Here is a 25,576-nt window from a genome sequence, read left to right as displayed (position 1 = left end):
AATACCAAACAAACAGGCACATTCTTTGTCTATTTAAATAATAAAAAGACAAAGAAATATTAATTTAATTATCAAAATAATTTTATTATGTGAATACATTAGTATAATTAAAATAGAAATCAAAAAAAATACATGAAATTCGAATTAAATAATTAATTTCTATGGACATTAAATATTTTTGAAATACATTAATTTTTTTTAACAATTATACAGAATTAAAGAAATATATTATTGCAACATATAAAACTTCACACAGTATAAAACCTTATTTTTCAATTTTTATATTGTGAAATTCACTCAATATTTAACAAAAAGCTATTTTTACTACTAAAAAAGAATTAATTTTTCTATTCCATTAAGAAAAACAGCCGATCAGAGTCTTTAATTTAGTATCCATTATCAATGCCGCCAGAAGAGGATGGTATTAAAAACAAAACTGCCGCTCATTTTTATGAACCGGCAGTTTCATATTGAAACTAAAACACCTTACTTTTAATCTTTTAAAATTTTCTGAGAAACCGGCTCATTGTTTACGATACCGGTAACAATATAACTTCCTTTTTGTAACTCGGAAACATTTATAGTTTCACCTTCTTTTACAGAAGTTTGTTTTACAATCATCCCATACATATTGTATACTTTCATATCTCTTACCGGAGCTCCAAAAATAATTTCGTCATCTTTCACAAAAGTATTTTTAATAAAATTTGGTTTTACGCTATTCACATCCGAAACAGACAAAGCTTCTCCCGTTCCTGAAATAGTCACATTATCCACCCTTCCCGTTCCTGATGTAGCATTATAATTTGAAGAGGCCCCTATCGCAGCATAGGTACTATTATTGGCCGGATCAAATACAGATACAACTCTAAATGCAAAATTAGGATTATGATCCGCATCAGATGGGATAGAGTTCGTAATAGTAGTCCAGTTTAAAGGAGAGGTCGATCCAATAGCTGTCACTGCACCAATATCAATCCATGTTGAACCGTTAGCAGTATACTGCATCTGATAGTACTTAGACCCGGTATTGGAACCTGCCATATCTACTGATACCGTAATTCCGCTGTATCCTTCAGTACTTGCTTCAAATTGAAATCCTGCTGTTCCAGATCCTGTACCCTGTACGGGAAATCCGGCTACGCTCCATGACCTTCCGGGATTTCCGGCAGGAAAAGTTGGGTCACCGGTTGCAACTATTACCGTTGCCATTCCTGAACCTGTTGAAGCACTGCTCGTATAATCGTCAAAATTCCATTGAGTAATAGTAGTTTGTGCATACACTACCGTTGCAGTTGCCAAAGCAACTACTAGAGAATAAATCTTTCTCATATTTGTTTTTTTATTAGGTTACTCTCAAAATAAAAGTATTTTTCATCAAAAAACAATAAAAATTTTTATTTTCTGTTAATAAAGCTAAACCGGCAGGCTTTAACGTTTTTTTAAGTATTTTTACCAATTATTTTAGAGAAATTGCGGAATTTTATTCTATTACTTTTGTTTCTTTTCATGGGCACTTTGACAATTCATGCTCAGATTTTCTCATGGAAGAATCCCAACCTGCCCGAAGATACCATCAAAAAGGACAGTGTTTTGGCAGCAAGATTGGAACAGGATATTTTTGCTAAAGATACGCTGGACTTTGTCAGAACAAGAAACAGGGTTATTGTAGATGAAGCTGTACTTGCTAAAAATGATAAGAAAAGATTTCTGGGCGAGCTTAATTCAAAAGGATCCATCATCCGTGGGATTACTTTCGGTAATAACCAAGGACAGTCTGTACAAAGCTCCATGGACCTTCAAATCTCCGGAAGACTTTCTAAAGATGTAACGATTTTAGCCAGTATTTCGGATCATAACCTGCCAATCCAGGCTGATGGATATACCCAGACCTTAGAAGAATTTGACAAAATCTATATGCAGCTTAATATTAAGGATAAATCTATTCTTAGAGCGGGGCATTTGGATCTGGTGGAAGCTAAAAATTATTTTTCAAAATACCAGCGCCGAAGTATGGGACTTCAGTTCCAAACAGAATTCGGAAAAGATAATAAAACTTTTGTTGATGTTTCCATGGGAGTTGCACGAAGTGAGTTCCACAGGGTCCGCTTCCAGGGGGTTGAAGGAAACCAGGGACCTTACCGTCTAACTGGTAAAAACGGTGAACAATTCATCACGCTTATTTCAGGATCCGAACAGGTATTTATTGACGGTATCCTGATGAAACGTGGAGAAAACCAGGATTATATTATTAATTACAATACCGGTGAGGTGACTTTCACCAGTTTCAGGCCTATTTTCCAACAGAATTTTATTACGATCTCCTATAATTATACCAACAGAAATTATTCCAGATATCTTTTTACAGGAAAGGTTGAACATCGAAGAGAGAAAATGAAAGTCGGATTGAGTTGGTTTATGGAAAATGATAATAAAAATGCGCCCCTGGCATTGAACTTATCTAAAGAAGACGAACAGATTTTGGCAGATGCCGGCAATGATCCTAATCTCATGTATGCTCCTTCCGGTGTGGTCACCGAGTATGATGTCAATAAGATCCTATACCGACTGGTTCAAAACTCAACTGGAGGAACCAATTATGAGTTTTCAACGAATGCCAGTGAAACCCTTTACCAGGTTTCATTCACTTATTTTGGTCCTAACCTCGGAGATTATAAGCTATCCCAGACCACGAACAATGGCCGTGTCTTTGAGTATACAGGGCCAAGTTCCGGGGATTACCGAGCCGTAAGAAAGCTTCCATCTCCTCAAAAATCGCAGGTATTCTCAGCAAACTCTGAATTTCTTCTTAAAGATGGTAAAATTGGTGCTGACATCGCCTTAAGTAATTATGATCTCAATTTATTCTCTTCTAAAGATTCGGATCAAAACTTCGGTTATGCAGGCCGTATTTATGGTAATAAAACTTTTACAAAAAACAACTGGAAAGGAACTCCAAGTTTCGAATACCAATACATTGATAAACAATTTCACATTCTTGACCGAATCAATGATGTGGAATTCTCGCGGGATTTTAACTTGACCCAGGAATTCAACCAGAGAACCCAAAATAGATTTATTTTCAGCTTCCTGAATAAATGGAATAATAAATCAACATTAAACTACCGCGTCAATTATTTAGATGAGCGGGATACTTATAAAGGGATCAAAAATGACCTGGATTTTGGATGGATCAAGGGGAAATTTTTCACGAAAGGAAATTTATCCTATTTAAATACCAATGCCACTCTACAGGATACCAAATTTATACGCGGAGGAGCTTCCACTGAATATACCGGAAAAAAAGGTAGCTGGGCATTTGGTGGTAGCATGGAACATAATGGAAAGAAATACAATGACACCCAACTGATGGATGTTACCAGCTTCAGCTGGAAAGAACTTTTCATTCAAAAGAAAATCGGTGACAGTACCCGAACCAAATTATTAGCAAAAGTCTATATGCGGGATAATGACTCCGTACGTGACAACAGACTCCAGAATATGAATAATATTTTAGGAATCATGGCGGAAAGTCAAATCATAAAAACAGAAAAGACAACCTTAAATGCATTAATACACTATCGTAAGTTTTTCTATCAGGCTACCGGTACTGATATGACTGCCGCAAGAAATAATGATTTCGTAGTAGGAAATATTCTGTACAATCAGCAGCTTTTCAAAAACGGGATGCGTTTACAGGCTTTTTATGAGCTTGGAAACGGACAGGAAGCTCAACGGGAATTTCAATACATCAAAGTAACAGATGGTCAGGGAATCTACAAATGGACGGATTATAATGGTGATGGTGTCCAGCAGCTCGATGAATTTGAGATTGCAGAATATTCAGATTTAGCCCAATATATCAGGGTTTACACCAATTCCGTACGTTATATTCCTTCTAATAAAAACAAAATACAGCTGGCATTATTCGTTAATCCAGCCATTGTATTCAACTCCGAAAATTCATTTTTAAAGCGATGGAATTTTAATATCTCATTGAATTCACAAAACTCTTTCTACAAAAAAGATAAGGTTCTGGTCATTAATCCATTTGAAAAAAGCAGTGATCAAATTTTAAAAAATCAGAATATCCTGACATCCGTACAATTCAATCCTACAGAAAAATCAGGGTGGAATGGAAACTATAGGTTTATCTCAAATGATAATCTTATCAATGCCAACTTTAGTAATGAAGAACGCGAGCAAACTTCTCATTTCTTGAATCTCGGATATTGGTTTAATAAAGAATTCAGGGTTGATTGGGAAAATTCAGTCCATGATATTAAAAATTCTTCCCAATTATTTGTCACAAGAGATTACCGGCTGAATAATTTTGAAACTAAACCTAAGGCTACTTATAAATTTACAGACGCCATTCAGGCGGAACTCTCTTCTGCGTATCGTCAGAAACAAAGAATGGATGGTGAAGAGTTTTTAAAGGCTTTTGACATAACCGGAACTGTACAGTGGGAACGCAAAAAAACCTCTATCAGAGGGAACTTCTCTTTTATCAATAATAATTTCACTGGGAATAACTTCAGTATCGTAGGAAATCAGATGCTGGATGGATTAAAGCCAGGTAAAAACCAGGTTTGGAGTGTTTTCATTCAACAGGCTATCAACTCATTCCTCCAGCTCAATTTAAATTACGAAGGTAGAAATTCAGGTGAAAGGACAATACACATTGGAAGTATGCAGGTAAAAGCAAGCTTCTAATCAAATAATACCCTTCCAAAATCATTCATAATTTTCATAGATAATATCATTTCCTATGAAAGTTTAGAATTTCGTAAATTTGCACCATGATAAAAATAGGCAATATAGAACTGCCGGAATTTCCGCTTTTACTGGCACCCATGGAAGATGTAAGTGATCCGCCATTCAGACGCTTATGCAAAATGCATGGTGCAGATTTGATGTACTCAGAATTTATCTCTTCTGAGGGCTTAATTCGTGATGCTATGAAGAGCCGTAAAAAACTGGATATTTTCGATTATGAAAGACCAGTTGGAATTCAGATTTTCGGAGGAGATGAAGAAGCTATGGCTATGTCTGCAAGGATTGTAGAAACAGTAAATCCTGATCTTGTAGATATTAACTTCGGATGCCCGGTAAAAAAAGTGGTTTGCAAAGGAGCAGGAGCAGGAGTACTAAAAGATATTGACCTAATGGTGCGCCTTACTAAAGCAGTAGTGAGTTCTACTCATCTTCCTGTTACGGTAAAAACACGTTTAGGATGGGACAGCACATCTATTAATATCGATGAAGTTGCAGAACGTTTACAGGAAACAGGTATTAAAGCCTTAACCATACATGCAAGAACCAGAGGGCAAATGTATAAAGGAGAAGCAGACTGGGAACATATTTCAAGAATAAAGCAAAATCCTAATATTGAGATTCCTATTTTTGGTAATGGTGATATAGATTCCCCTGAAAAAGCATTGGCATATAAACAAAAATATGCTTGTGATGGAATAATGATTGGGCGTGCTGCCATAGGATATCCATGGATATTTAATGAAATCAAGCATTTCTTTAAAACCGGAGAACATCTTCCCGAGCCTACTATTGCAGACCGTTTATTAGCGGTTCGCCAACATGCCGAATGGAGTGCTGAATGGAAAGGTGAAAAGCTGGGATTGATAGAAATGAGACAGCATTACAGCAATTACTTCAGAGGAATCCCCCACTTCAAAGAATTCCGTAAGAAATTTCTTGAAGTATTCACATTAGCAGAAATGGATGTCCTGCTCAAAGAAACCCAACAGTTTTACGAAGAATATCAGGAACAAGTATAAATAAAAAAACCATCAAAATTGATGGTTTTTTTGTTTTTTCAATTGAATAATTTTCTAATATCCCTGTGAAGCTGATTGATTTTTTATCAAAGCCAATGCTGAAGAAGTTCCTATTCGTTTCACCCCCATTTTAATCATTTTTTCTGCATCTTCAGGAGTTCTTACCCCACCTGCGGCTTTTACCGGAAGTTTTCCGGCATTGTCCAGCATAATTTTCACTCCTTCAAAAGTAGCTCCATTAGGCTTTCCACCGATAGTTTGATAAAATCCCGTCGAAGATTTAACAAAAATAGAAGGTAAATCTTTTTCTGAGAAATTTTCTTCTGCCCATTCAGAAATATGTTGAGTCAAATCAGCAATTTGTGCATCGGTTAAAGCAGCAATTTCAATAATCCATTTTGCTACTTTATGATGCTGTATACATAACTGTGTACATTTTACAAATTCTTCTTTTACCCAATCTACATTCCCTTCAAGGTAGGCATTGTAATTAATAACAAAATCTAGCTCGTCAGCTCCATCCTTAATTGCCTGAGCGGCTTCTGTAATTTTTTCTTCAATGGAATAAGTCCCCTCATGAAAGCCAATAACAGTCCCCACCACAACATTTGAATTTTTTCCCTGAATATACTTCTTGATTTCAGACACATAATCCGGTCGGATCATTACTGCAAAAATACCATTATCAATAGCTTCCTGCGTAAGGTCTTTATCTATCTGTAACGTTTCATTTTCTGAAATTCCTGCCTGAGCCGGAGTTTTCAGATAAGTTGAATCCAAATATTGAGCAATATTCATAGTTTATTATACTTTCAATTGTCTGTTAATACCTTGTTCCAAAGATATAAAGGTTTCTGTTCTTGTAACTCCTTTTAATTTCTGAAGTTTACTAAGAATCTGCATTAAATGATCGTTGTCCTTACAAAGAACCTTCAGGAAAATAGTATAATTTCCTGTCGTATAATGAGCTTCTACAACCTCATTAACATCCTTTAAAGATTTAACAACGTCCGGATAATGGCTTGGCTGGTCTAAAAACACGCCGATGTAAGAAATCACCTTATAACCAATCTTCTTAGGGTTCAGGAAAGAAATAGAATTTTCGATAACACCTGCGTGCTCTAATTTCTTAATTCTCTGGTGAACCGCTGTTGTAGAAATCCCCACATGTTTTGAAATGTGTGCCAAAGAAGTTTTAGCATTATCCATTAGCATGTAGATAATTTCTTTGTCGATTGAATCTAAATGATAGCTAGCATTGTTCGAATTTTTCATCTTGTAATTTTTTGAATTTATGTTTTTTTATTTATGTTTTTTTAATTTTTCTAAAGCCTTACACACACCGGAAAGTGATCGCTGTACCCTCCTAAATACCTTGTTCCGGCATATGTTCGAAAGGGTCTGTCAGCAAATCTCTTATCACGGCTGCTAATTTTTTCAGAATTGAAAATTTCAGCAGTCTGAAAGGACAGATTTATATTGCTATCAGCATTGTAAAATGATTTTGACAATATAATCTGATCAAATAATAAACCAGATTTGTAATGAAAAGTAGAATAATTTCCTGTAGAAAATAATTCGTGAAATGGATTTTCTAATACTTTATTATGATTATTATCATAAAGAATGTTAATCAAATTTTCATCATCTGGGTTCTCGTTAAAATCACCACACAATATCACATGTTCTTTCTTCTCATTCACAATATTTAGAATCCTGTTGTGAATTTCATTCAATATAAAGTCTCTTTTTGGTTTATTAACGTCTTTATCTCTCTTAGAGGGAAGATGAGTGACAAAAACATTAATAATCTCGCCTTTATATTTTAATTTTGAATAAAGTACATCTCTAGTTGTGTCGTAATATTCACTATTTTTAGTGGTAATCTCAAAAAAGAAAGTAATAGCTTCTGAATCAATTACCTCTATTTTACTTTTATCATATAAAAGTGCAACATCTACCTTTCTTTCATCCATAGAATTATAATGTATAATTCCATATTTCGAATTAAAAGGCTCCAATTCCACCAGATTTTCTAAAACTTTCCTTCCGGAAATCTCAGATAAACCAATGATAAAAGGCAATATACCATTTTTTTCTTTTAATAACTGAAAAACGTGTGCAATTTTAAAGAGCTTGTTTTTATATTTCCTTTCATCCCAGTTCCACAACCCCGATTTTGTTGGATCAAATTTATGAACAGGTTTTATGTCCGGCAAAAATAAATTTTCTACATTATAAAAAGTAAACAACTCCATTAAAACGTTTTTCTATTCTTCAAATAATTTTAATCTTATGATTAAGGATTTTCAAGGGTTTAATTTACAAAATATTGATTTTCTTCCAATACTAAAAATGATTTTTTTAGTACCCGTTAATCAAAAAAGCAAAATAGATTAAACTTCTTAACAAATTCGAGCTAAAACCCCAAGAATTAAAATTAAAATCGCAAATCATGCTAAATTTATATAAAAAAACACAATACGAATAAAGTTATTTTTTTATTTATTTGCTTTCTTATTACAATTATTATTCCATTTTTTACAAAAATAGCGAAAAAAGTAAAAATTAAGCTCTTAATTAAATAATTACATCAATAAATTACAGTAAATCAGGTCGTTTTTCTTGGGTAATTCTTACCGCTTCATTATGACGCCACTCTTCAATTCTGCCAAAATTACCGCTTAACAGGACCTTTGGAACCTCAAGACCTTTATAATTTTCAGGTCTTGTATAGATTGGAGGTGAAAGAAGGTTGTCCTGAAAACTATCTGTTAAAGCACTTTGCTCGTCATTTAGAACACCAGGAATCAATCTTATAATAGAATCTGACAATACACAGGCTGCCAATTCTCCACCGGTAAGAACATAGTCTCCGATCGATATTTCTTTCGTAATATGTAAATCCCGAACTCTTTGGTCAATACCTTTATAATGGCCACATAAAAAAATTAAGTTATTTTTTATAGAAAGTGAATTGGCTATTTTTTGATTTAATGTAATTCCATCAGGAGTAAGATAAATCACATCATCATAATCTCTCTGTGACTTAAGCTCAGAAATACAGTTATCAAGAGGCTCAACCATCATCACCATTCCGGCTCCTCCTCCATAAGGCTCATCATCTATCTGCCTGTGCTTATTGATTGCCCATTCTCTCAGATGGTGAAAATGTACTTCTACCAATCCCTTATCCATAGCCCTTCTTAAAATAGAAGTTTTGAACGGACTTTCCATCAACTCAGGAAGTACGCTTATAATATCAATTCTCATTGTAATGTTCCGTTTTTCTTAGTAGGTGAAATAATTAAACGTAAAGAAGAGTCTTTATTAAAATAGCTCCACATCCAGTTAAAGAACACAGCAAGCTTATTTCTAACACTAAGAATAAGCATCAAGTGTAAAAACATCCAAAAATACCATGCTATAAAACCCTGAAACTTTATAAATGGTAAATCTACAACCGCTCTGTGCTTTCCAATGGTAGCCAAAGATCCCCGATCATCATATTCATACTCTTTCCACTCACTGTTGTCCTTTTTTAAAAGGTTTCTACCCAAATTTTTAGCCTGGTTAATAGCCACATTAGCTACCTGAGGGTGCCCCTGCGGATATTTTGGAGTTTCCATATAGGCAATATCTCCTATGGCATAAATATTATCGTATCCTTTTACTTTATTATATCGGTCTACTATATATCTGTTTCTAATTAAATTTTCTTCCGGAAATCCGTCAACGACATTTCCCGTTACCCCCGCAGCCCAGATCACATTATTGGATGGAATCTTTTTTCCACTTTTCATAATAACCTGATCACCATCGTAGTCAGTAACAATTTCTCCACTCAGGAAAGTCACCCCAAGATCTTTAAGATACTTCTCAGATTTATCCTGAGCTTCCTTACTCATTACAGCAAGAGGTTTTTCGGTAGAGCTTACCAGAATAATTTTAAGATTGTCAAAATTCATGTACGGATAATCTCTTGGCAGAATTTCCTTTTTCATTTCTGCAAAAGCACCTGCCAACTCTACTCCTGTAGGTCCGCTTCCTACGATGACAATATTCCAGTTTCCATCATCACTTCTGCTCTTTTCAAGAATTAATTTCTCAAAAGTCATTAAAACATGATTTCTTATGCTGATTGCTTCCTGGGTATTTTTCATTCCGAAAGCTTTTCCTTCAAGATCCTGATTCCCGAAAAAATTCGTTTTGCAGCCTGTTGCTATAATCAATTTATCATAACTAAATTCTGCTCCATCGGCAATCACTTTATTTTGAACAGGATCGATCGACTTCACTTCTGTTAAACGAAATTGGGTATTTCTGGATTGCTGAAAAATTTTCCTGAAAGGAAAGGAAATATTGGAAGGCTCTATCCTCCCACACGCTACCTGATAAAAAAGCGGCTGAAACATGTGATGGTTTACCCGATCAAGAACCATTACTTTTTTATTTTTATTGTTCAGAGTTTTCGCAAGTTGTAGTCCCGCAAAACCTCCCCCGATAATGATGATTTTTTCGCGTGTTTCCATAGTAGACAAATTTACTGATTTTATTTAGCATTTTACTTCTTAAAAAGTTAGTTTTGCAAAACTTTATGATGAAGAAAAAGTACACCAAAAAAACTGCCAAAAACGTTCATAAGCAAAGACGAAAGAACTATTTCTTTCGTCGTAAAGTGGTATTGGTCATTCTTATTATTGCCCTTATCGGGACAGGGCTTTATCTAAAGCAGTCTATCAGCTATTACTATGCTTTATACTTTAATAAGTTTACTCATAAAAAACTCCATAATAACGAAAAGGAAGCATTAAGAATCCAAAGAATTCTTGGAGACAACCTTGATAAAACCTACGGGTTTGATGTCTCTCATTATCAGAACAAGGAAGACATTAAGTGGGACAGCTTAAGCATAGGAAACAAAACAATACCTCTGCAATTTGTCGTGATGCGTGCCACCATGGGAAATAAAAGTGCAGACAAACATTTTGACGAATTTTGGACCCAAGCCAAAAAACATGAGTTAATTCGCGGGGCTTATCATTTCTACAGAGCTGATGAAGATCCCATCATCCAGGCCAATAATTTTCTGGCCAATGTAAAACTGGAAAGTGGAGATCTCCCTCCTATTTTAGATATTGAGAAAATCCCTAAACGCAAAACCAATAAAAAGCTGATCGAGGATTTAAAAGTATGGTGTAAAGTAGTAGAAGAGACGTATGGTAAAAAACCTATCATTTACACGTATTATCATTATTATAAAGATTTTCTAAAAGGTGAATTTGATGGCTATCCGCTCTGGCTGGCAAACTACAATGATGTTCCAAGCCCTTCTCCAAATGACGAGTGGGACTTTTGGCAATTCACGGAAAACGGAATCGTTCATGGAATTAATACCAAGGTAGATTTGGATATATATAATGGTAGTACCTGGTCTCTGAAAAGAATGACTCTGGATTAATCATTCTTTCCTACAAAATCTAAAATATCATTATTTAATTCCTCCGCATTCTCAAATGGAATAAAGTGCGTTGCTTTTCTGTAAATCTTCATCTTAGCATTAGGAATCTGTTCAGCAATAAAAGCTGTATGCTCTCTTTTGATGACATCATTTTCACCCGCTATAATTAAAACCGGACTTTTTATAGTATTTAGTGATGTTTTATTGATATTAGGTTCTTTCAACATAACTTTCAAAAGCTTTATTTCATTATATTTTTCCGGATTCCGGTCTGCTTCCAATACCAGAAGCTGATTTTTCATATGATCTACAAGCCTTTCGTCGACACCATCCGGTTGGACATTAGCCCCAATCGTGATGAGTTTATTCAACTGATTCTGATATTTTAAAGCAAACTCAAGTCCGGTAATTCCTCCATCGCTCCATCCAACAATATTGATTTTATGCACTCCCAATTCATCAATTAATGCCTTCAGATCATCTGCAAACAGAGAGTATTTAAAATCTCTTTTCGATAAATCTTTGCTTTTTCCTTGCCCTCTGGTATCCATTACAATGACTTTATATCGCTTGGAAAGCACAGGGATTTCTTTATAAAAATCTTTAATACTTCCCGAATTCCCGTGAAGCAAAACCAAAGGCTCACCTTCCCCATAGGTCTCATAATAAATCTCAGCATCCTTTAGCTTTAAAAACTTTCCGACTGATGTATTTTTACCATAGATGGATTGTTCAGACTCTGCTCCATATCTGCTGAGATCAGGAACAAGATCAGCAAGGTTTTCATCAGAAGCACCAGATTCATCTTTCATATTCTTTCCATTTTTATCAACTTTAACATCAATATTGATGGCAGGAGCTGCCAACGTTACCTTTTTCCAGTCCCCATAAAATTTCCTCATAAATCCTGTCCTGAATAACGCCGCACTAATATTTAGTTTACCTGTGAATTCCTTTAAAAACTGAATACCAATAAAAAACTTACCCTGAACCCAAATATTATATTGATCCATATTCAAGGTAAAAACACCATCATGAATCATATCTTCAGTAAGTTCTACCGTAATTTCTTCTTCTACAATATTTCTATCTGGGAACCCGTTTTTTTCATTATAAATACTATAGCGCATAAGAACCGGCTTATCAGAAACATAACTTGCAATATTCAAATTGATATTTTTAATTTTTGACCTTTTACTGGCGTTGAATTCCAATGCTGTTTCTCCAAGAAAATCATCTTTCCGAAGTTGTGGATTTACAGAATACATAACATGTTTGGTTTTGGTATTAACGCCCCAGTTTTTATCTACTAGCTTTTTAGGTACAAGTTTGACTTCCTGAATGTTTTTAACTTTTTCTTTCAAATAAATTTTTGGTGAAACATGTTTTGTAAAATCTCCGACCGTCTCTACATAATCTTCATATCCGGCGACTCCGATGATTACCTTTCCGGAAGGATTGGACTTAGAAAGATCAATCGTAAAATTTCCTTTTTCATCCGAAATTACACCTGTATTCTCTTTTTCTATCCCAATTTTCACATACGGAATAGGCTTGTTTTCCTCTTTTGAAATGATCGTTCCTGAAATGACCTGTGCATGAAGATAAAAAGCTAAAAGTTGGAACAATAGGATATTGAGTTTTTTCATGGTGTAAGTTTGAGACAAATATCTTCATTTATATCCTTGAAAAATCTTAACAATCTATTAAAATAATCAAGCATTTAGTTAAAAATTCCTTTAAATAACTCCCCATGAACAACAAATACATAAAGTAATCAACAGTCCTATTCTTTTAATCAATACACGAAAACATTTATCTGTTAAAACCTCTAATATTTCGTATTTTTGCGCTACGAAATCTTTATAGAAAATGAATTACGTTGCTGCTGAAAATCTTACCAAATCTTATGGTATCAAAGTTTTATTTGAAAACATTTCCTTTCATATTAATGAAGGAGACAAAATCGCTATTGTTGCTAAAAACGGAAGCGGAAAGTCTACTTTGCTAAAAATATTGATGGGAAAAGAAATTACAGACAGCGGTACAGTTGTAATCAATAAAGACATTCAGGTTGTTCTATTCGATCAGGAAATCGATTACGATCCTCAGCTTACCATTGACGAATTCATGATGACTCTTGATTCGGAACCTATTATGGCTCTTAAGAATTATCATCGTTCTTTGCATTCTACTGATAATGACTTTATAGAAAAAGCTTTAGCAGATATGGAGGCTCACAAGGCATGGGATCTGGAAAATGAGATGAAACAAATTCTTTCCCAGTTGAAGATTACAGATCTGGAAGCCAAGATGGGAACTCTTTCCGGAGGACAAATCAAGAGAGTAGCATTAGCTAAATTGTTAACAGAAACCAGGGCCGAGCACCGTCATACTCTTTTAATCATGGATGAGCCTACCAACCACCTGGATGTGGAAATGGTAGAGTGGCTTGAAAACTATCTGAACAAAGCAAAAATTACTTTACTACTCGTTACTCACGACCGGTATTTTCTAGATAGTGTTTGTGATATTATATGGGAGATGGAAGACAAAAACCTTTATTTTCATAATGGATCTTACGCTACCTATCTCGAAAATAAAATGATCCGTGAGGATAATCTTAATGCAACTATTGATAAAGCAAACAACCTTTACAGAAAAGAACTCGAATGGATGCGAAGACAACCCAAAGCGAGAACCACCAAATCTAAAAGCAGAATTGATTCTTTTTACGAAACAGAAAAAGTAGCAAAAACTGATACTTCTAAACAAGGTCTGGAATTAGATTTTGAAATGAAACGTCTGGGTAATAAAATCCTGGAGCTTAAAAATATTGATAAAAGCTTTGGAGACAAGCTTCTATTAAAGGATTTCAGCTACCAGTTCCAACGTGGAGAAAAAGTAGGAATTGTAGGTAAAAACGGAGCCGGCAAATCTACACTTCTCAATATTATCCAAGGGCTTGAAAAAGCTGACCAAGGAGAAATAGAAAAGGGAGAAACAATTTCTTTCGGCTATTTTTCGCAAAAAGGCCTTACCTATAAAGAAGACGAAAGAGTGATTGATTTCATCAAAGAGATTGCTGAATTTTATCCCCTGGCCAATGGCAAAAGTCTTTCTGCATCTCAGTTCCTGAGACTCTTCTTATTTGACGACCAAACGCAGTATTCGCCTATCTCAAAACTTTCAGGAGGAGAGAAAAGAAGACTACACCTTATGTACATTCTTTATCAGAATCCTAACTTCCTGATTTTTGATGAGCCTACCAATGACCTTGATCTTCCTACCCTAACGGTACTTGAAAACTTCCTGCAACAATTTCAGGGATCATTGATTATCGTGTCCCATGACCGATATTTTATGGATCGGATTGTAGATCATATTCTGGCTTTCGAGGGGAATGGAAAAATAAAAGATTTCACAGGAACCTTTTCAGAATACAGAGAAGCTAAAAGCCGTGAAGAAGCGATGGAAAAAAATACAGGTTCAAAATCTGAAACCAAAGAGAATTTACCAGCTTCCCCTACGCCTCAGCCTGCCGTTTCAAAAAAACGAAAATTATCGTTTAAGGAACAGCGAGAATTGGAAATTATTGAAAAAGAAATGCCTGAATTAGAGAAACAACGTGAAAAAATTCTTGAGCAACTCAATAATGAATCCGACTATGAAAAAATTTCAAAGCTTTCAGCTGAATTGGAAGCTCTTTCTGAGAAGTTAGAGAATCATGAAATGAAATGGCTTGAAATCCAGGAAATTTTAGGAGAGGCATAATCATAAGATCACAAAAAATTTGGCTTCATGTAAGATACATGAAGCCGATTACTTTATATAGTTGAATTTATATAATGTCATTTCGAGGGATCGAGAAACCTCATAGAATCTTCACACCACTCCATTCTGTTCAGAAACCGAAGATTCGACATAATTAAGACAAGTCCTTTTTAGCATGTCATAATATATTGATTTAGCTATACTAGACCAGATGTATAACTTCCCCTTGCTTAGAACTTTCTAAAGAGGCATCAATAATCTTCATATTCTGAATTACTTCTTTTCCCGGTGAAGGTAAATCATACCCAAAAACAATATGTTCATAAATTTCCTGATAATAATTCATATAATTTCCCGGTTCACTGGATGTTAAAATTCTTTCGGTCTGTCCATCTCCATTCAGAAAATTCAGAATACCATCAGAATCTTTTAAAGGAACAGTCCAGGTTTCCCCATAAACTGGTATAGATCCGGCAACGAGTTCTGCTTCCTGATTATCAGTCCTTTCCTGTAAAAAACTTCCCTTGCTTCCATGAATCATATAAGCATAGTGGGCTTCTTTACTGAAGACAGATGATTTTAACCGAAGCCTCATATTATTTTTATAATACAATAAAATCTCAAAGTAATCATTTGCAAATTCACTCCCTTTCATTGAGAAAACATCTGCAAAAAGTTTCTCCGGAAAACCAAAAAGCTGTACAGCCTGGTCCACCAGATGAGCCCCAAGATCATGAAGTGATCCTGATCCTGTTTGATTTGGATTTTCTTTATGCTGTTTTCCGCTAGGCTCTGTACGAAACCGATCAAACCGAATCTCCACTTCTTTGATATCTCCCAGGACTTTATCCTGAAGGATTTTCTTTACCTGCAAAAAGTCACGATCAAATCTTCTGTTTTGATACACACTTATAAACAAGCCTTTTTCATCCGCAAGTTTCACCAGTTGTTCCGCTTCAGATACATCCACAGTGAAAGGCTTTTCTACAATAACATGCTTACCCGCTTCAAGAGCCATTTTGGCATATTCAAAATGAGTTTGCACCGGAGTATTCACTACCACTACTTCAACATCAGAGCTTTTCAACATATCTTCTACCGAACGGTAGATCGTTGCCTCAGGGTATTTATTTTTAGACTCTTCCTTACTTCTTTCTACTACCGCCGACATGAAAAATCCAGGATGCTCTTTCAAAAAAGGAGCGTGAAAAACTTTGCCACTCATTCCAAAAGCACAAAGACCAACTTTTACCAATTGCATACTCTAATTTTTCAACAAAGATATTGAGAAAAATGATTCTCTATAGTACCTATATAATATATAGTAAAATATTATAGTCTGAATAATTTCTGTATTTAAGACATAATGTGCACTTTTGCACCTTTCTATTTTCAACTCAATAAACATAACGATATGGATAAGATAAAGGACACAAGAAGTTTTATGAGGATTACACACCGTTACCTTGGCTATTTCCTTGCCGGAATTATGGCCGTTTATGCCGTAAGTGGGGTTCTTTTGGTTTACCGGGATACTGATTTCTTAAAAAAAGAAAAAAAATACAATACTATTGTTGACAAAAATCTCTCTGAAAAAGAACTGGGGAAGGAGTTAAAAATAAAAAATCTTGAATTAGAAAATAAAATCGGGAATATCGCCTACTTCAAACAGGGAGCTTACAATTTAACAACCGGAGAAGTTAAATATTCAAAAAAAGAGCTGCCTTTTATTTTGGATAAAATGGTAAAACTTCATAAAGCCCAGTCTAAGGACACCTTGTCACCTTTAAATACCTTCTTCGGGATCGCATTATTCTTCTTTGTCATTTCAAGCTTTTGGATGTTTAACCCTAAATCAAAAGCTTTCAAACGAGGAATGCTATTTACCATTGCCGGGATTATAGTTTCCATTATACTAGTCTTCATCTAAAAATTGCAAAATAATTAATGAAAGGGCATAATTAATTTCTTTTTCATTTTTCTTAATTTAACATTATTTTAGTAAAATTAGCTAAAAATAAGAACTATGGCATATTTATTGATTTTTAAGAGAAATAGAATAATAAGCATTAATTATTAAAATTATAAATTATGAAAAAACTAATTTTAGCAGGAATAGTAGCAGCGGCTGGATTAACAACAACAGCAAATGCTCAGATTCAAAAAGGTAACTGGATGGTAGGTAGTAGTATTCTAGCAAGTAATTTTGGACTTAATACAGGAGGTGGATATAATATCGCGTTACAACCTAAAGCTGCATATTTCGTTGAAGATAATCTAGCTATTGGGGGTTATACTACTTTAGGTATTAGTAAAACAACCAAAGCTTCAAAAACTAGGTTTGACTATGCTGTTGGAGGTTTAGGACGTTATTATTTATCACCTGGAGAACAAGGAGTAAATAATCTATTACATCATGGAAGATGGTTCTTTGAAGGTAACATAGGTATCGGAGGATCATCAGTTGAAAGTGGTAATTCTACGACAGGACTAGATTTTGGTGCAGGACCAGGATATTCATATTTTATTACACCTAATATCGGATTAGAAGGACTTGTTAAATACAATGGTGTAGCTGGATTCGGTAATAACGGTTTAACTTCTACCATAACTTTCAATGTTGGATTTAGTATCTTCCTTCCAACATCTAAAGGAAAGCAAATCATCAATGATGTAAAATAATTATACTTTAAGAATCACATTCATATACAAGTATATAAAAGAGCCTCGAATTTTCGAGGCTCTTTTCGTACAAATTAAAACTAAACTATAAAAAATCAAATAAATCATGTATTAGGTTGAGGCGTATATCTTAAATACGGCTTGATTTCTGTTACGCCTTTTGGAAATATCTTTATGGCATCTTCTGTAGAAATTGACGGCGGGATAATCACATCCTCTCCGTTTTCCCAGTTTACAGGCGTTGCTACTTTATGAGAATCTACCAACTGTAATGAATCAAGTACACGTATGATCTCAACAAAGTTTCTTCCTGTAGATGCTGGATAAGTAATGATCAAACGTACTTTTTTGTCAGGATCAATAATCAATAAAGAACGTACCGTAGCAGTGGCAGAAGCATTAGGATGAATAAAATCATACAATTCTGAAATTTTCCGCTCCTTATCTGCAATAATCGGAAACTGAACATCCGTATTCTGTGTTTCATTAATATCTCTGATCCAGTTCTGATGGTCTTCTACCCCATCTACGCTTAATGCAATAACTTGGGTATTTCTTTTCTCAAATTCAGGCTTCAGCTTGGATGTAAAACCCAGCTCTGTCGTGCAAACAGGAGTATAGTCAGCAGGATGTGAAAATAAAATTCCCCACGAATCTCCTAAATAATTATAAAAATCTATATCCCCTACAGAGGTCTCTGCCTGAAAGTTGGGTGCGGTATCTCCTAGTTTGATTGACATAATATTCTGCTTTGTTAGTCTACAAATTTAGTAGACTTTTTGAAACTGGCAAAATTTTTGTTGAAAATTTGTATATTAATTGAAAAAAATAATTCCATGAAGAAAACCAGTTTAAGTTATGTTGAAGTTGTGTATAATGTTTTAGAGAGTTGGTATTTAAAATTTGCCGAACTTACTCCAAAACTAATCGTCGGAATTCTGGTTTTTACTTTTTTTCTTATTAGCAGTAAATATTTAAGCAAGATATCTGTTAATATATTCCATAGGCTATTCCCGAAAAGCAAGAAAGAAAGTTCCTTAGTCACTCTGTTAGGGATTTTCAGGTTTCTTATTATGATGATGGGAACTTTTCTTGCATTAGAAATTATGGGCTTTAGCGGATTCTTGTGGAAGTTCATCGGAAGCTTAGGAGTTGCAGGGGTTATTGCCGGAGTTGCTTTAAAAGATTTGGTAGCCAGTATCTTTTCAGGCATGCTGATTGGAATCGACAAAGCTTTTAAAGTAGGAGATTATGTGACAATCGGAAGCAACTCGGGGACTGTTCAGGAAATAGGATTTCTTACGACAAAAATTATTACTGATGATGGGAAAAAAGTATACATCCCCAATCAGGTCATTTTTAATTCTCCTTTCTCAAATATTACAGCCTCCCCTCAAAGAAGAATTATCTTAAATTTTGAAATTCCCGTAGATCAGGATATCAATAAAGCGCAACAAAGTATTTTAGAGGTTATTAAAGGTTTGGATTATGTAGACAAGCTTGACACTGCCGAAGTTATATTTACAGATTTAAAGCAGGGGATTTTTAATCTTCAGGCAAAATTCTGGATGACTATTGGTGCCAATCTAACCCGTGCAAAAAGTGATGCCTATCAAAAAATCAAACAGCGTCTTGACGGAGATGGTATACAACTCGCTGCTGTTACCAGCATTACCGTAAATGCTACCAATAGCAGCGCTTCATCAACCACAACCAATCAGGATAAATAACCCGAGGTTCAGTTGAAGTAAAAATTCACAGAGATAAGTATCAAGTTTAAACCTTATAGGTTTACGACAAAAGACATGTTGCTCTTTTTAAATACTTACCAAAACATATATCAACAAAAAAGACCGCTTTAAAAGCGGTCTTTTTATATCTTAAATTTTAGTTTCTTATGCTAAAACTTCTTTTACTTTATTAGCAGCTTCTTCTAAAGTAATTGCTGAATGTACAGGAAGACCTGACTCATCAATTAATTTCTTAGCTTCAACAGCGTTAGTTCCTTGTAATCTTACGATCAATGGAACCGGAAGGCTACCCATTGCTTTGTAAGCATCTACAACTCCCTGAGCAACTCTGTCACATCTTACGATACCACCGAAGATGTTAATTAAGATTGCTTTTACATTCGGGTCTCTTAAGATAATACCGAAAGCAGTCTGCACTCTCTGAGCATCAGCAGTACCACCTACGTCAAGGAAGTTAGCAGGGTTACCACCAGATAATTTGATGATATCCATAGTTGCCATTGCAAGACCAGCTCCGTTTACCATACAAGCAACGTTACCATCTAATTTTACGAAGTTAAGACCAGCTTCACCAGCTTCAACATCGATAGGATCTTCTTCTCTTGTATCTCTTAGAGCTTCAAGATCTTTGTGACGGAATAATGAGTTACCATCTAAAGTTACTTTAGCATCTACAGCGATAATTTTGTTATCAGAAGTTTTTAATACAGGGTTGATTTCAAAAAGAGAAGCATCAATTCCTACATATGCGTTATATAAAGAAGTAATGAACTTTGTAAATTCTTTGAAAGCATTTCCTTCAAGTCCTAAGTTAAAAGCAATTTTTCTAGCCTGGAATCCTTGAAGACCTAAAGCAGGATCAATAAGTTCGTTATGGATCAAATGAGGAGTTACTTCTGCAACGTGCTCGATATCCATTCCACCTTCAGTAGAATATACGATTGTATTTTTACCTTCAGCTCTATCTAAAAGAATAGAAACATAGAATTCTTTAGTTTCAGATTCTCCAGGATAATAAACGTCTTCTGCAACCAAAACAGAGTTTACTTTTTTACCTTCAGCAGAAGTTTGTGGAGTTACCAACTGCATTCCGATGATGTTTTGTGCATTTTCTTTAAGCTTATCCATGTTTGGAGAAAACTTAACACCTCCACCTTTACCACGACCTCCTGCGTGAATTTGTGCTTTTACAACCCAAGCCTGTGCTCCGGTTTCAGCAGTCAATTTTTCAGCAGCCGCTACAGCTTCGTCTACATTATTAGCTACGAAACCACGTTGTATTGCTACTCCGTACTTTGATAAAATCTCTTTTGATTGATACTCGTGAAGATTCATATTATTTTTATTATTTTATTTTAAATTTTAAAGGTTGACAAATTTACTAAAAATGAACAAGGTTAAAAAGAAATTTATAGAACTTTTAACGCATTCAACAAGTTTACTATTGATCTGATCAAATTCAGACGCAGTGAATATACGGATAACACAACAACGACGAATCATCTAATCCAGCATGGACGTGATATTTTAATGACATTTTAATACTATTCTAATCTATATTAAGAAAATTAATCCGTATCATATTTTATCTTTGGGCCTCCAAAACATTGTCTGAATATCATAGGATTTTCAGGTAAAGCTTAAAGTCCGATCTAAATGGTATTATTCACAGAAATTTATCAAAAGATAGACTTGAGCATATTATACATTATCATATATTTAAATAAAAAATGGAAAGAACAGCTAATGAAGAGAGTAAAAGGCTCATTCGCTACATTACGAAAGAAAAAAAAGATGTTACCAATATCTATTTTTATGCTATTCTTAGTGGGCTTGTATACCTGAGCATCCCTTTGGGAATACAGTCTATTGTAAGTTTCGTAATGGGAGCTACCATGGCAACTTCTATTTATATTCTCATCTTTTTCGTGGTCATGGGAACATGGCTGGTAGGATATTTCAAATTAAAAGTCATAGAAATCATTGAAAAAATACAGCAAAAAATATTTGTAGAATTCTCTATGGCTATTGCAGACAAACTCCCCAAAGTAGATTTACTATATGCCAGAAAATATTATCTCCCTGAGTTAGTCAACCGATTTTTTGACATCCAGAATCTTCAGAAAGGAATCTCAAAAATCCTTCTGGAAATCCCTACCGCCCTCATACAAATCTTTTTCGGGATCCTTCTGCTTTCTTTTTATCATCCTTTATTTTTAGGATTTGGAGGATTGGTTGTCATTTGTGTGATTATTATTTTCAGGTATACCCTCGAAAGCGGAATCAAATCCAGCATTGAAGAAAGTAATAAAAAATATGACACTGCAGCCTGGATTGAAGATATCGCAGGATCTGTAAAAACCTTCAAAATGCATTCTGAAACCGATGCTCATTTGCAAGGAACGGATGAGAGGGTGATCCAATACCTAGATCACAGAACATCACACTTCAAGGTTCTCGTGTTTCAATATAAAACCATTATTGCATTTAAAGTAATTATCACTCTCGCAATGCTTGCCATAGGAACTTATTTGCTTATTAATCAGCAACTGAATATCGGAGCATTTATCGCCACAGAAATTGTAGTATTAAGTATTATGGCAGCGGTAGAAAAACTTATTGTAAGTCTTGAAAGTTATTATGACCTCATCGCTGCATTTGCTAAGCTTTCTAAAATAACCGATCTGAAAGAAGAGCATAATGGTGATATCGTTCTTTCCAAGAAAGAAAAAGGTGCCGAGATCGAGTTTAAAAATGTGAATTTTTTATTTAATGAAAGCCTTCCCATCCTTTCTGATCTGAATTTTAAAATACAGGAAAACACTATTAATATTCTAACTGGAAAATTAGGCACAGGAAAATCCCTTCTTCTTAACATGATCGCAGGCTTTTTCGAGCCAAGTTCCGGAACCATATTTTTTGATAGAATCCCATTGAAGAACATCGATAAAAAACAGATGAGAAATACTATTGGGCTTTACCTTGAAAATATGAAAATAGTACAGGGAACCGTAAGGGAAAATATATTACTGGGAAATACCGAAAGCAATACGGAAGACATTCTTGAACTTTCGGAAAATATGGGTATAGAAAATATTTCAAGTTTGTTTAGCAGCGGATTCTTTACCGAAGTGAGTGAAACAGATTCTGAAATTACATTTAGCTCAAAGAAAAAGATCCTTCTTCTTCGTGCTCTTCTGGGAGAAAAAAGGCTTATTATTCTCGAAAACCCTTTTGCCGGCATTCGTGAAGAATATCAGGACAAAATGATAGAATATCTGCAAAAACTCAAGGAGAAAACAACCATTATTATTGTTTCACAAAATCCAGATCTGCTGCAGTATGCTGATCAGCATCTTCATATGGAAAACGGTACTTTAAGAATTATCCCATAAAATCTAAGACAATGAAACTACAGTCATTCGACAAAATATATCAGATTCACAAAAAATCAAGAGTAAAAAGATGGTTTTTTGTGATTCTCATCGGAGGTATTATCACCTTATTTCTTCCATGGACACAGAATATCAAAGTAAAAGGAAACGTAACCTCATTGTATCAGGAACAGCGACCTCAACAGCTGAACTCTCCTATTCCGGGAAGAATTATCAAATGGAATGTGAAAAATGGAGACTACGTAAAAAAAGGAGATACCCTACTACAGCTTTCGGAGATAAAAGATGATTATTTAGATCCGCTTTTGGTACAGAGAACACAAGAGCAGGTTAACGCTAAAAAAGGAGTAAGAGATTATTATGAAGCTAAAGTGGGAACTGCCAAAAATCAGCTCCAGGCATTAAATTCTGCAAGAGATTTAAAGCTGAACCAACTGAAAATAAAAATCAGCCAGCTCAATAATAAACTTACAGGTGAGGAAGCTGAACTTCAAGCTGCTATTAATGAACTCAAACTGTCGGAAGACCAATTTTCCAGACAGAAAAAAATGTATGATGAGGGGCTCGTTTCACTTACCCAATTTCAACAGCGCAGCATCTCTTATCAAAATGCTGTTGCTAAAAAAACAGCTTCTGAAAACAAAGTAGCTCAGACCCGTCAGGAAATTTTAAATACAGGAATCGAGCAGAACTCTGTAGTACAGGATTACACAGAAAAACTAAGTAAAATAGAGGGAGAACGTTTCCAGAGTATGGGTCAGATCGAAGGAAGCGATGGTGATATTGCTAAACTCGAAAATCAGGTTGCCAACTATAAAGCCAGACAAGGGTTATATTTTATTATTGCATCTCAGGATGGCCAGATTGTACAACTTAACAAAGCCGGAATCGGTGAAATATTGAAGGATGGAGAAAATATAGGGACTGTAGTTCCGACAACTGTTGATTATGCCGTAGAGGTTTACATAAAACCTGTCGATCTTCCGCTTATTAAGGAAGGGCAACGTGTCATGTGTGTGTTTGACGGATTTCCGGCCATCGTATTCTCCGGCTGGCCTAATTCAAGTTATGGAACATTTGCCGGAAAAGTAGTTGCTGTAGAAAGCAATATCAGTCTTAACGGACTTTTTAAAGCCCTGGTCATTGAGGATAAAAATGAAAAGAAATGGCCTCCTAAAATTAAAATGGGAACTGGGGTTCAGGGAATTTCCATTCTTAATGATGTTCCGATTTGGTATGAACTATGGCGAAATATTAATGGTTTCCCACCGGATTATTATGAAGTAAAAAACGACAAAGCAAACAAAGATGAAAAAAGCAAATAAAATTCTTTTCATTTTAATCTTCTTATCTTTTCAGTACAGCCTTGCGCAGGATTCGCTTAAAATTTCTGCACAGCAATTTATTTCTGTCGTAAAAAATTATCATCCGCTGGCTTTAAAATATCAGCTTCAAAATAAAATTGCTCAATCTGAAATCATCAAAGCAAGAGGAGCTTTCGATCCTGTCCTGGGTGGAAAACTGGGAGAGAAAAATATCGACGGAACCCAATATTACCAACAGAAAAACCTTGAACTGGGAATTCCGACCTGGTACGGAATTGATCTCACAGCAAGTTACAATCACCTGGATGGTCAAAAACTGAATACGAGTGATACCAAAGGAGGTCTTTATCAAATGGGAATTACCATCCCGCTGGCTAAAAACCTCTTATATGATAAACGAAGAGCAATACTGGACCAGGCTAAATTTGCACAGAAAATGACTGAGGCAGAACAGACTGTTTTGACCAATGATCTTCTTCTGGAAGCAGAAAACACCTATTGGGAATGGGTACAGAGCTTTGAGATCTATCAACTACAGACGAAAGCAGTAGAAATCAACAAAAAGCGTCTTAACTTTACTCAAAAGACTCTTGAATATGGAGAAGTTCCTGCAATAGATACAGTAGAAGCACTCTCTCAACTACAGAATTTTGAGCTCCAACAGAAAGAAGCCTATTTAAATTTTGTAAAAGCTACTCAACAGCTACAGCTATTTCTGTGGAAAGATAATCAGGAGCTATACGAAATTTCACAGCTTATTTATCCATCGGATGATCTTTCAGATCACATGGCTTATTCAGACTTTGAATTTCTTCTTCAGGATCTTCAGACTAAGGATATAGCCAATCATTTATCGATCTTGTATTATATTCAGAAGCAAAATATTCTGGAAAGTGAACGTAAACTTAAATGGCAAAGCTTTCTTCCAAAGATTGACTTTACCTACAATTTTTTCAACAAAGAAAACTACCGGGCTGATTTCCTCCCGCTTTTTGATAACAATTTTCAATATGGTTTAAAACTTGAAATTCCGGTTTTCCAGAGGGAAGCCAGAGCCAGTTACCAGATTGCCAAAATTAAAATCAATCAGAACCAGCTCGACACACAGCTAAAAGGAAGAGAACTCGCTACAAAGATCGAAACCTATAGAAATGAAGTTTTAAATTACCATAGCCAGATCGATCTTTCACAGAGTAATCTGGGAAATTATAAAAAATTACTTGCTGCGGAAGAGACCAGATACAGCAACGGGGAAAGTTCTCTTTTCCTGATCAACTCCAGAGAAAATAAGATGATTGACGCTCAAGCAAAACTGATCTCTATAAAAACAAAGTTTGTCAAAAGCTATAACAAGTTGAAATGGATGAAAGAAAGTTTCTCCTTCTAAAAA

The 25,576-nt window shown here is 35.0% G+C and carries 20 protein-coding genes; 10 read left to right on the top strand and 10 right to left on the bottom strand.

All coding sequences use genetic code 11. The features are described 5' to 3' along the window. Positions 1–492 precede the first annotated feature (492 nt). Complete coding sequence (locus CJF12_RS17750) at positions 493–1,332, bottom strand: T9SS type A sorting domain-containing protein (protein ID WP_051887253.1); 840 nt, start codon at positions 1,330–1,332, stop codon at positions 493–495. A gap of 177 nt (positions 1,333–1,509) precedes the next feature. Here CJF12_RS17750 and CJF12_RS17745 point away from each other — a divergent pair, with 177 nt between their 5' ends. Beyond that, entirely contained in the window at positions 1,510–4,716 is a 3,207-nt protein-coding gene (locus CJF12_RS17745) for a hypothetical protein (RefSeq protein WP_034683775.1), read from the top strand. A gap of 86 nt (positions 4,717–4,802) precedes the next feature. After that, entirely contained in the window at positions 4,803–5,798 is a 996-nt protein-coding gene (gene dusB / locus CJF12_RS17740; RefSeq protein WP_034683773.1) for a tRNA dihydrouridine synthase DusB, read from the top strand. A gap of 54 nt (positions 5,799–5,852) precedes the next feature. Here the strand turns inward: dusB and deoC are convergent, their stop codons facing one another. The 5 genes from deoC to CJF12_RS17715 form a co-directional block, all read right to left on the bottom strand. Further along, complete coding sequence (deoC, locus tag CJF12_RS17735; protein WP_034683769.1) at positions 5,853–6,596, bottom strand: deoxyribose-phosphate aldolase; 744 nt, start codon at positions 6,594–6,596, stop codon at positions 5,853–5,855. Between the two features lie 6 nt (positions 6,597–6,602). Further along, the gene (locus tag CJF12_RS17730; protein ID WP_034683765.1) at positions 6,603–7,073 is read right to left on the bottom strand and encodes an Lrp/AsnC ligand binding domain-containing protein; all 471 of its coding nucleotides are present in this window, start codon (positions 7,071–7,073) and stop codon (positions 6,603–6,605) included. A 50-nt stretch (positions 7,074–7,123) separates the two neighbouring features. Beyond that, on the bottom strand, positions 7,124–8,056 hold the full coding sequence (locus CJF12_RS17725; RefSeq protein ID WP_034683764.1) for an endonuclease/exonuclease/phosphatase family protein: 933 nt from the start codon (positions 8,054–8,056) through the stop codon (positions 7,124–7,126). Positions 8,057–8,399: 343 nt separating this feature from the next. Continuing rightward, entirely contained in the window at positions 8,400–9,071 is a 672-nt protein-coding gene (trmD, locus tag CJF12_RS17720; protein ID WP_034683763.1) for a tRNA (guanosine(37)-N1)-methyltransferase TrmD, read from the bottom strand. Then, complete coding sequence (locus CJF12_RS17715; protein WP_034683760.1) at positions 9,068–10,330, bottom strand: NAD(P)/FAD-dependent oxidoreductase; 1,263 nt, start codon at positions 10,328–10,330, stop codon at positions 9,068–9,070. The genes trmD and CJF12_RS17715 overlap by 4 nt, the downstream gene beginning before the upstream one ends. 65 nt (positions 10,331–10,395) lie before the next feature. Here CJF12_RS17715 and CJF12_RS17710 point away from each other — a divergent pair, with 65 nt between their 5' ends. Next, the gene (locus tag CJF12_RS17710) at positions 10,396–11,259 is read left to right on the top strand and encodes a glycoside hydrolase family 25 protein (RefSeq protein ID WP_034683758.1); all 864 of its coding nucleotides are present in this window, start codon (positions 10,396–10,398) and stop codon (positions 11,257–11,259) included. Here the strand turns inward: CJF12_RS17710 and CJF12_RS17705 are convergent. Beyond that, positions 11,256–12,908, bottom strand: coding sequence for an alpha/beta fold hydrolase (locus tag CJF12_RS17705; RefSeq protein WP_051887252.1), 1,653 nt, complete (start codon positions 12,906–12,908; stop codon positions 11,256–11,258). The two genes, CJF12_RS17710 and CJF12_RS17705, sit on opposite strands and share 4 nt — an antisense overlap. A gap of 223 nt (positions 12,909–13,131) precedes the next feature. Between CJF12_RS17705 and CJF12_RS17700 the strand changes: the two genes are divergently transcribed. After that, positions 13,132–15,033, top strand: coding sequence for an ABC-F family ATP-binding cassette domain-containing protein (locus CJF12_RS17700; RefSeq protein ID WP_034683752.1), 1,902 nt, complete (start codon positions 13,132–13,134; stop codon positions 15,031–15,033). Between the two features lie 202 nt (positions 15,034–15,235). On the opposite strand, the gene CJF12_RS17695 is transcribed toward CJF12_RS17700, so the two are convergent. Further along, a complete protein-coding gene (locus CJF12_RS17695; protein WP_034683746.1) occupies positions 15,236–16,294 on the bottom strand; it encodes a Gfo/Idh/MocA family oxidoreductase in 1,059 nt (352 codons plus the stop codon). A gap of 153 nt (positions 16,295–16,447) precedes the next feature. On the opposite strand from CJF12_RS17695, the gene CJF12_RS17690 reads away from it, so the two are divergent. Further along, positions 16,448–16,963, top strand: a complete 516-nt coding sequence (locus tag CJF12_RS17690; protein ID WP_034683743.1) for a membrane protein — start codon at positions 16,448–16,450, stop codon at positions 16,961–16,963. A gap of 161 nt (positions 16,964–17,124) precedes the next feature. Next, a complete protein-coding gene (locus CJF12_RS17685) occupies positions 17,125–17,715 on the top strand; it encodes a hypothetical protein (RefSeq protein ID WP_034683738.1) in 591 nt (196 codons plus the stop codon). A gap of 104 nt (positions 17,716–17,819) precedes the next feature. Here CJF12_RS17685 and CJF12_RS17680 read toward each other — a convergent pair whose 3' ends face one another. Continuing rightward, on the bottom strand, positions 17,820–18,455 hold the full coding sequence (locus CJF12_RS17680; protein ID WP_034683733.1) for a peroxiredoxin: 636 nt from the start codon (positions 18,453–18,455) through the stop codon (positions 17,820–17,822). 96 nt (positions 18,456–18,551) lie between these two features. Here CJF12_RS17680 and CJF12_RS17675 point away from each other — a divergent pair, with 96 nt between their 5' ends. Continuing rightward, positions 18,552–19,445, top strand: a complete 894-nt coding sequence (locus tag CJF12_RS17675) for a mechanosensitive ion channel family protein (RefSeq protein WP_034683728.1) — start codon at positions 18,552–18,554, stop codon at positions 19,443–19,445. A 165-nt stretch (positions 19,446–19,610) separates the two neighbouring features. On the opposite strand, the gene sucC is transcribed toward CJF12_RS17675, so the two are convergent. Then, the gene (sucC, locus tag CJF12_RS17670; RefSeq protein ID WP_034683725.1) at positions 19,611–20,801 is read right to left on the bottom strand and encodes an ADP-forming succinate--CoA ligase subunit beta; all 1,191 of its coding nucleotides are present in this window, start codon (positions 20,799–20,801) and stop codon (positions 19,611–19,613) included. A gap of 395 nt (positions 20,802–21,196) precedes the next feature. Here sucC and CJF12_RS17665 point away from each other — a divergent pair, with 395 nt between their 5' ends. The 3 genes from CJF12_RS17665 to CJF12_RS17655 are packed head-to-tail and all read left to right on the top strand — an operon-like array spanning position 21,197 to position 25,573. Then, complete coding sequence (locus tag CJF12_RS17665; protein WP_034683722.1) at positions 21,197–22,861, top strand: peptidase domain-containing ABC transporter; 1,665 nt, start codon at positions 21,197–21,199, stop codon at positions 22,859–22,861. Positions 22,862–22,872: 11 nt separating this feature from the next. Beyond that, positions 22,873–24,186 carry an HlyD family secretion protein gene (locus CJF12_RS17660; RefSeq protein WP_034683719.1) on the top strand — a complete coding sequence of 438 codons (1,314 nt, stop codon included), beginning with the start codon at positions 22,873–22,875 and terminating at the stop codon, positions 24,184–24,186. Continuing rightward, a complete protein-coding gene (locus CJF12_RS17655) occupies positions 24,170–25,573 on the top strand; it encodes a TolC family protein (RefSeq protein ID WP_034683715.1) in 1,404 nt (467 codons plus the stop codon). Before CJF12_RS17660 ends, CJF12_RS17655 begins: the two co-directional genes overlap by 17 nt. The last annotated feature ends 3 nt before the right edge of the window (positions 25,574–25,576 follow it).

Source organism: Chryseobacterium piperi, from assembly GCF_002285635.2.
Taxonomy (GTDB): Bacteria; Bacteroidota; Bacteroidia; order Flavobacteriales; family Weeksellaceae; genus Chryseobacterium; species Chryseobacterium piperi.
Note: the sequence above shows the minus strand (reverse complement) of the source record. Positions and strands in the feature narration are given on the sequence as shown.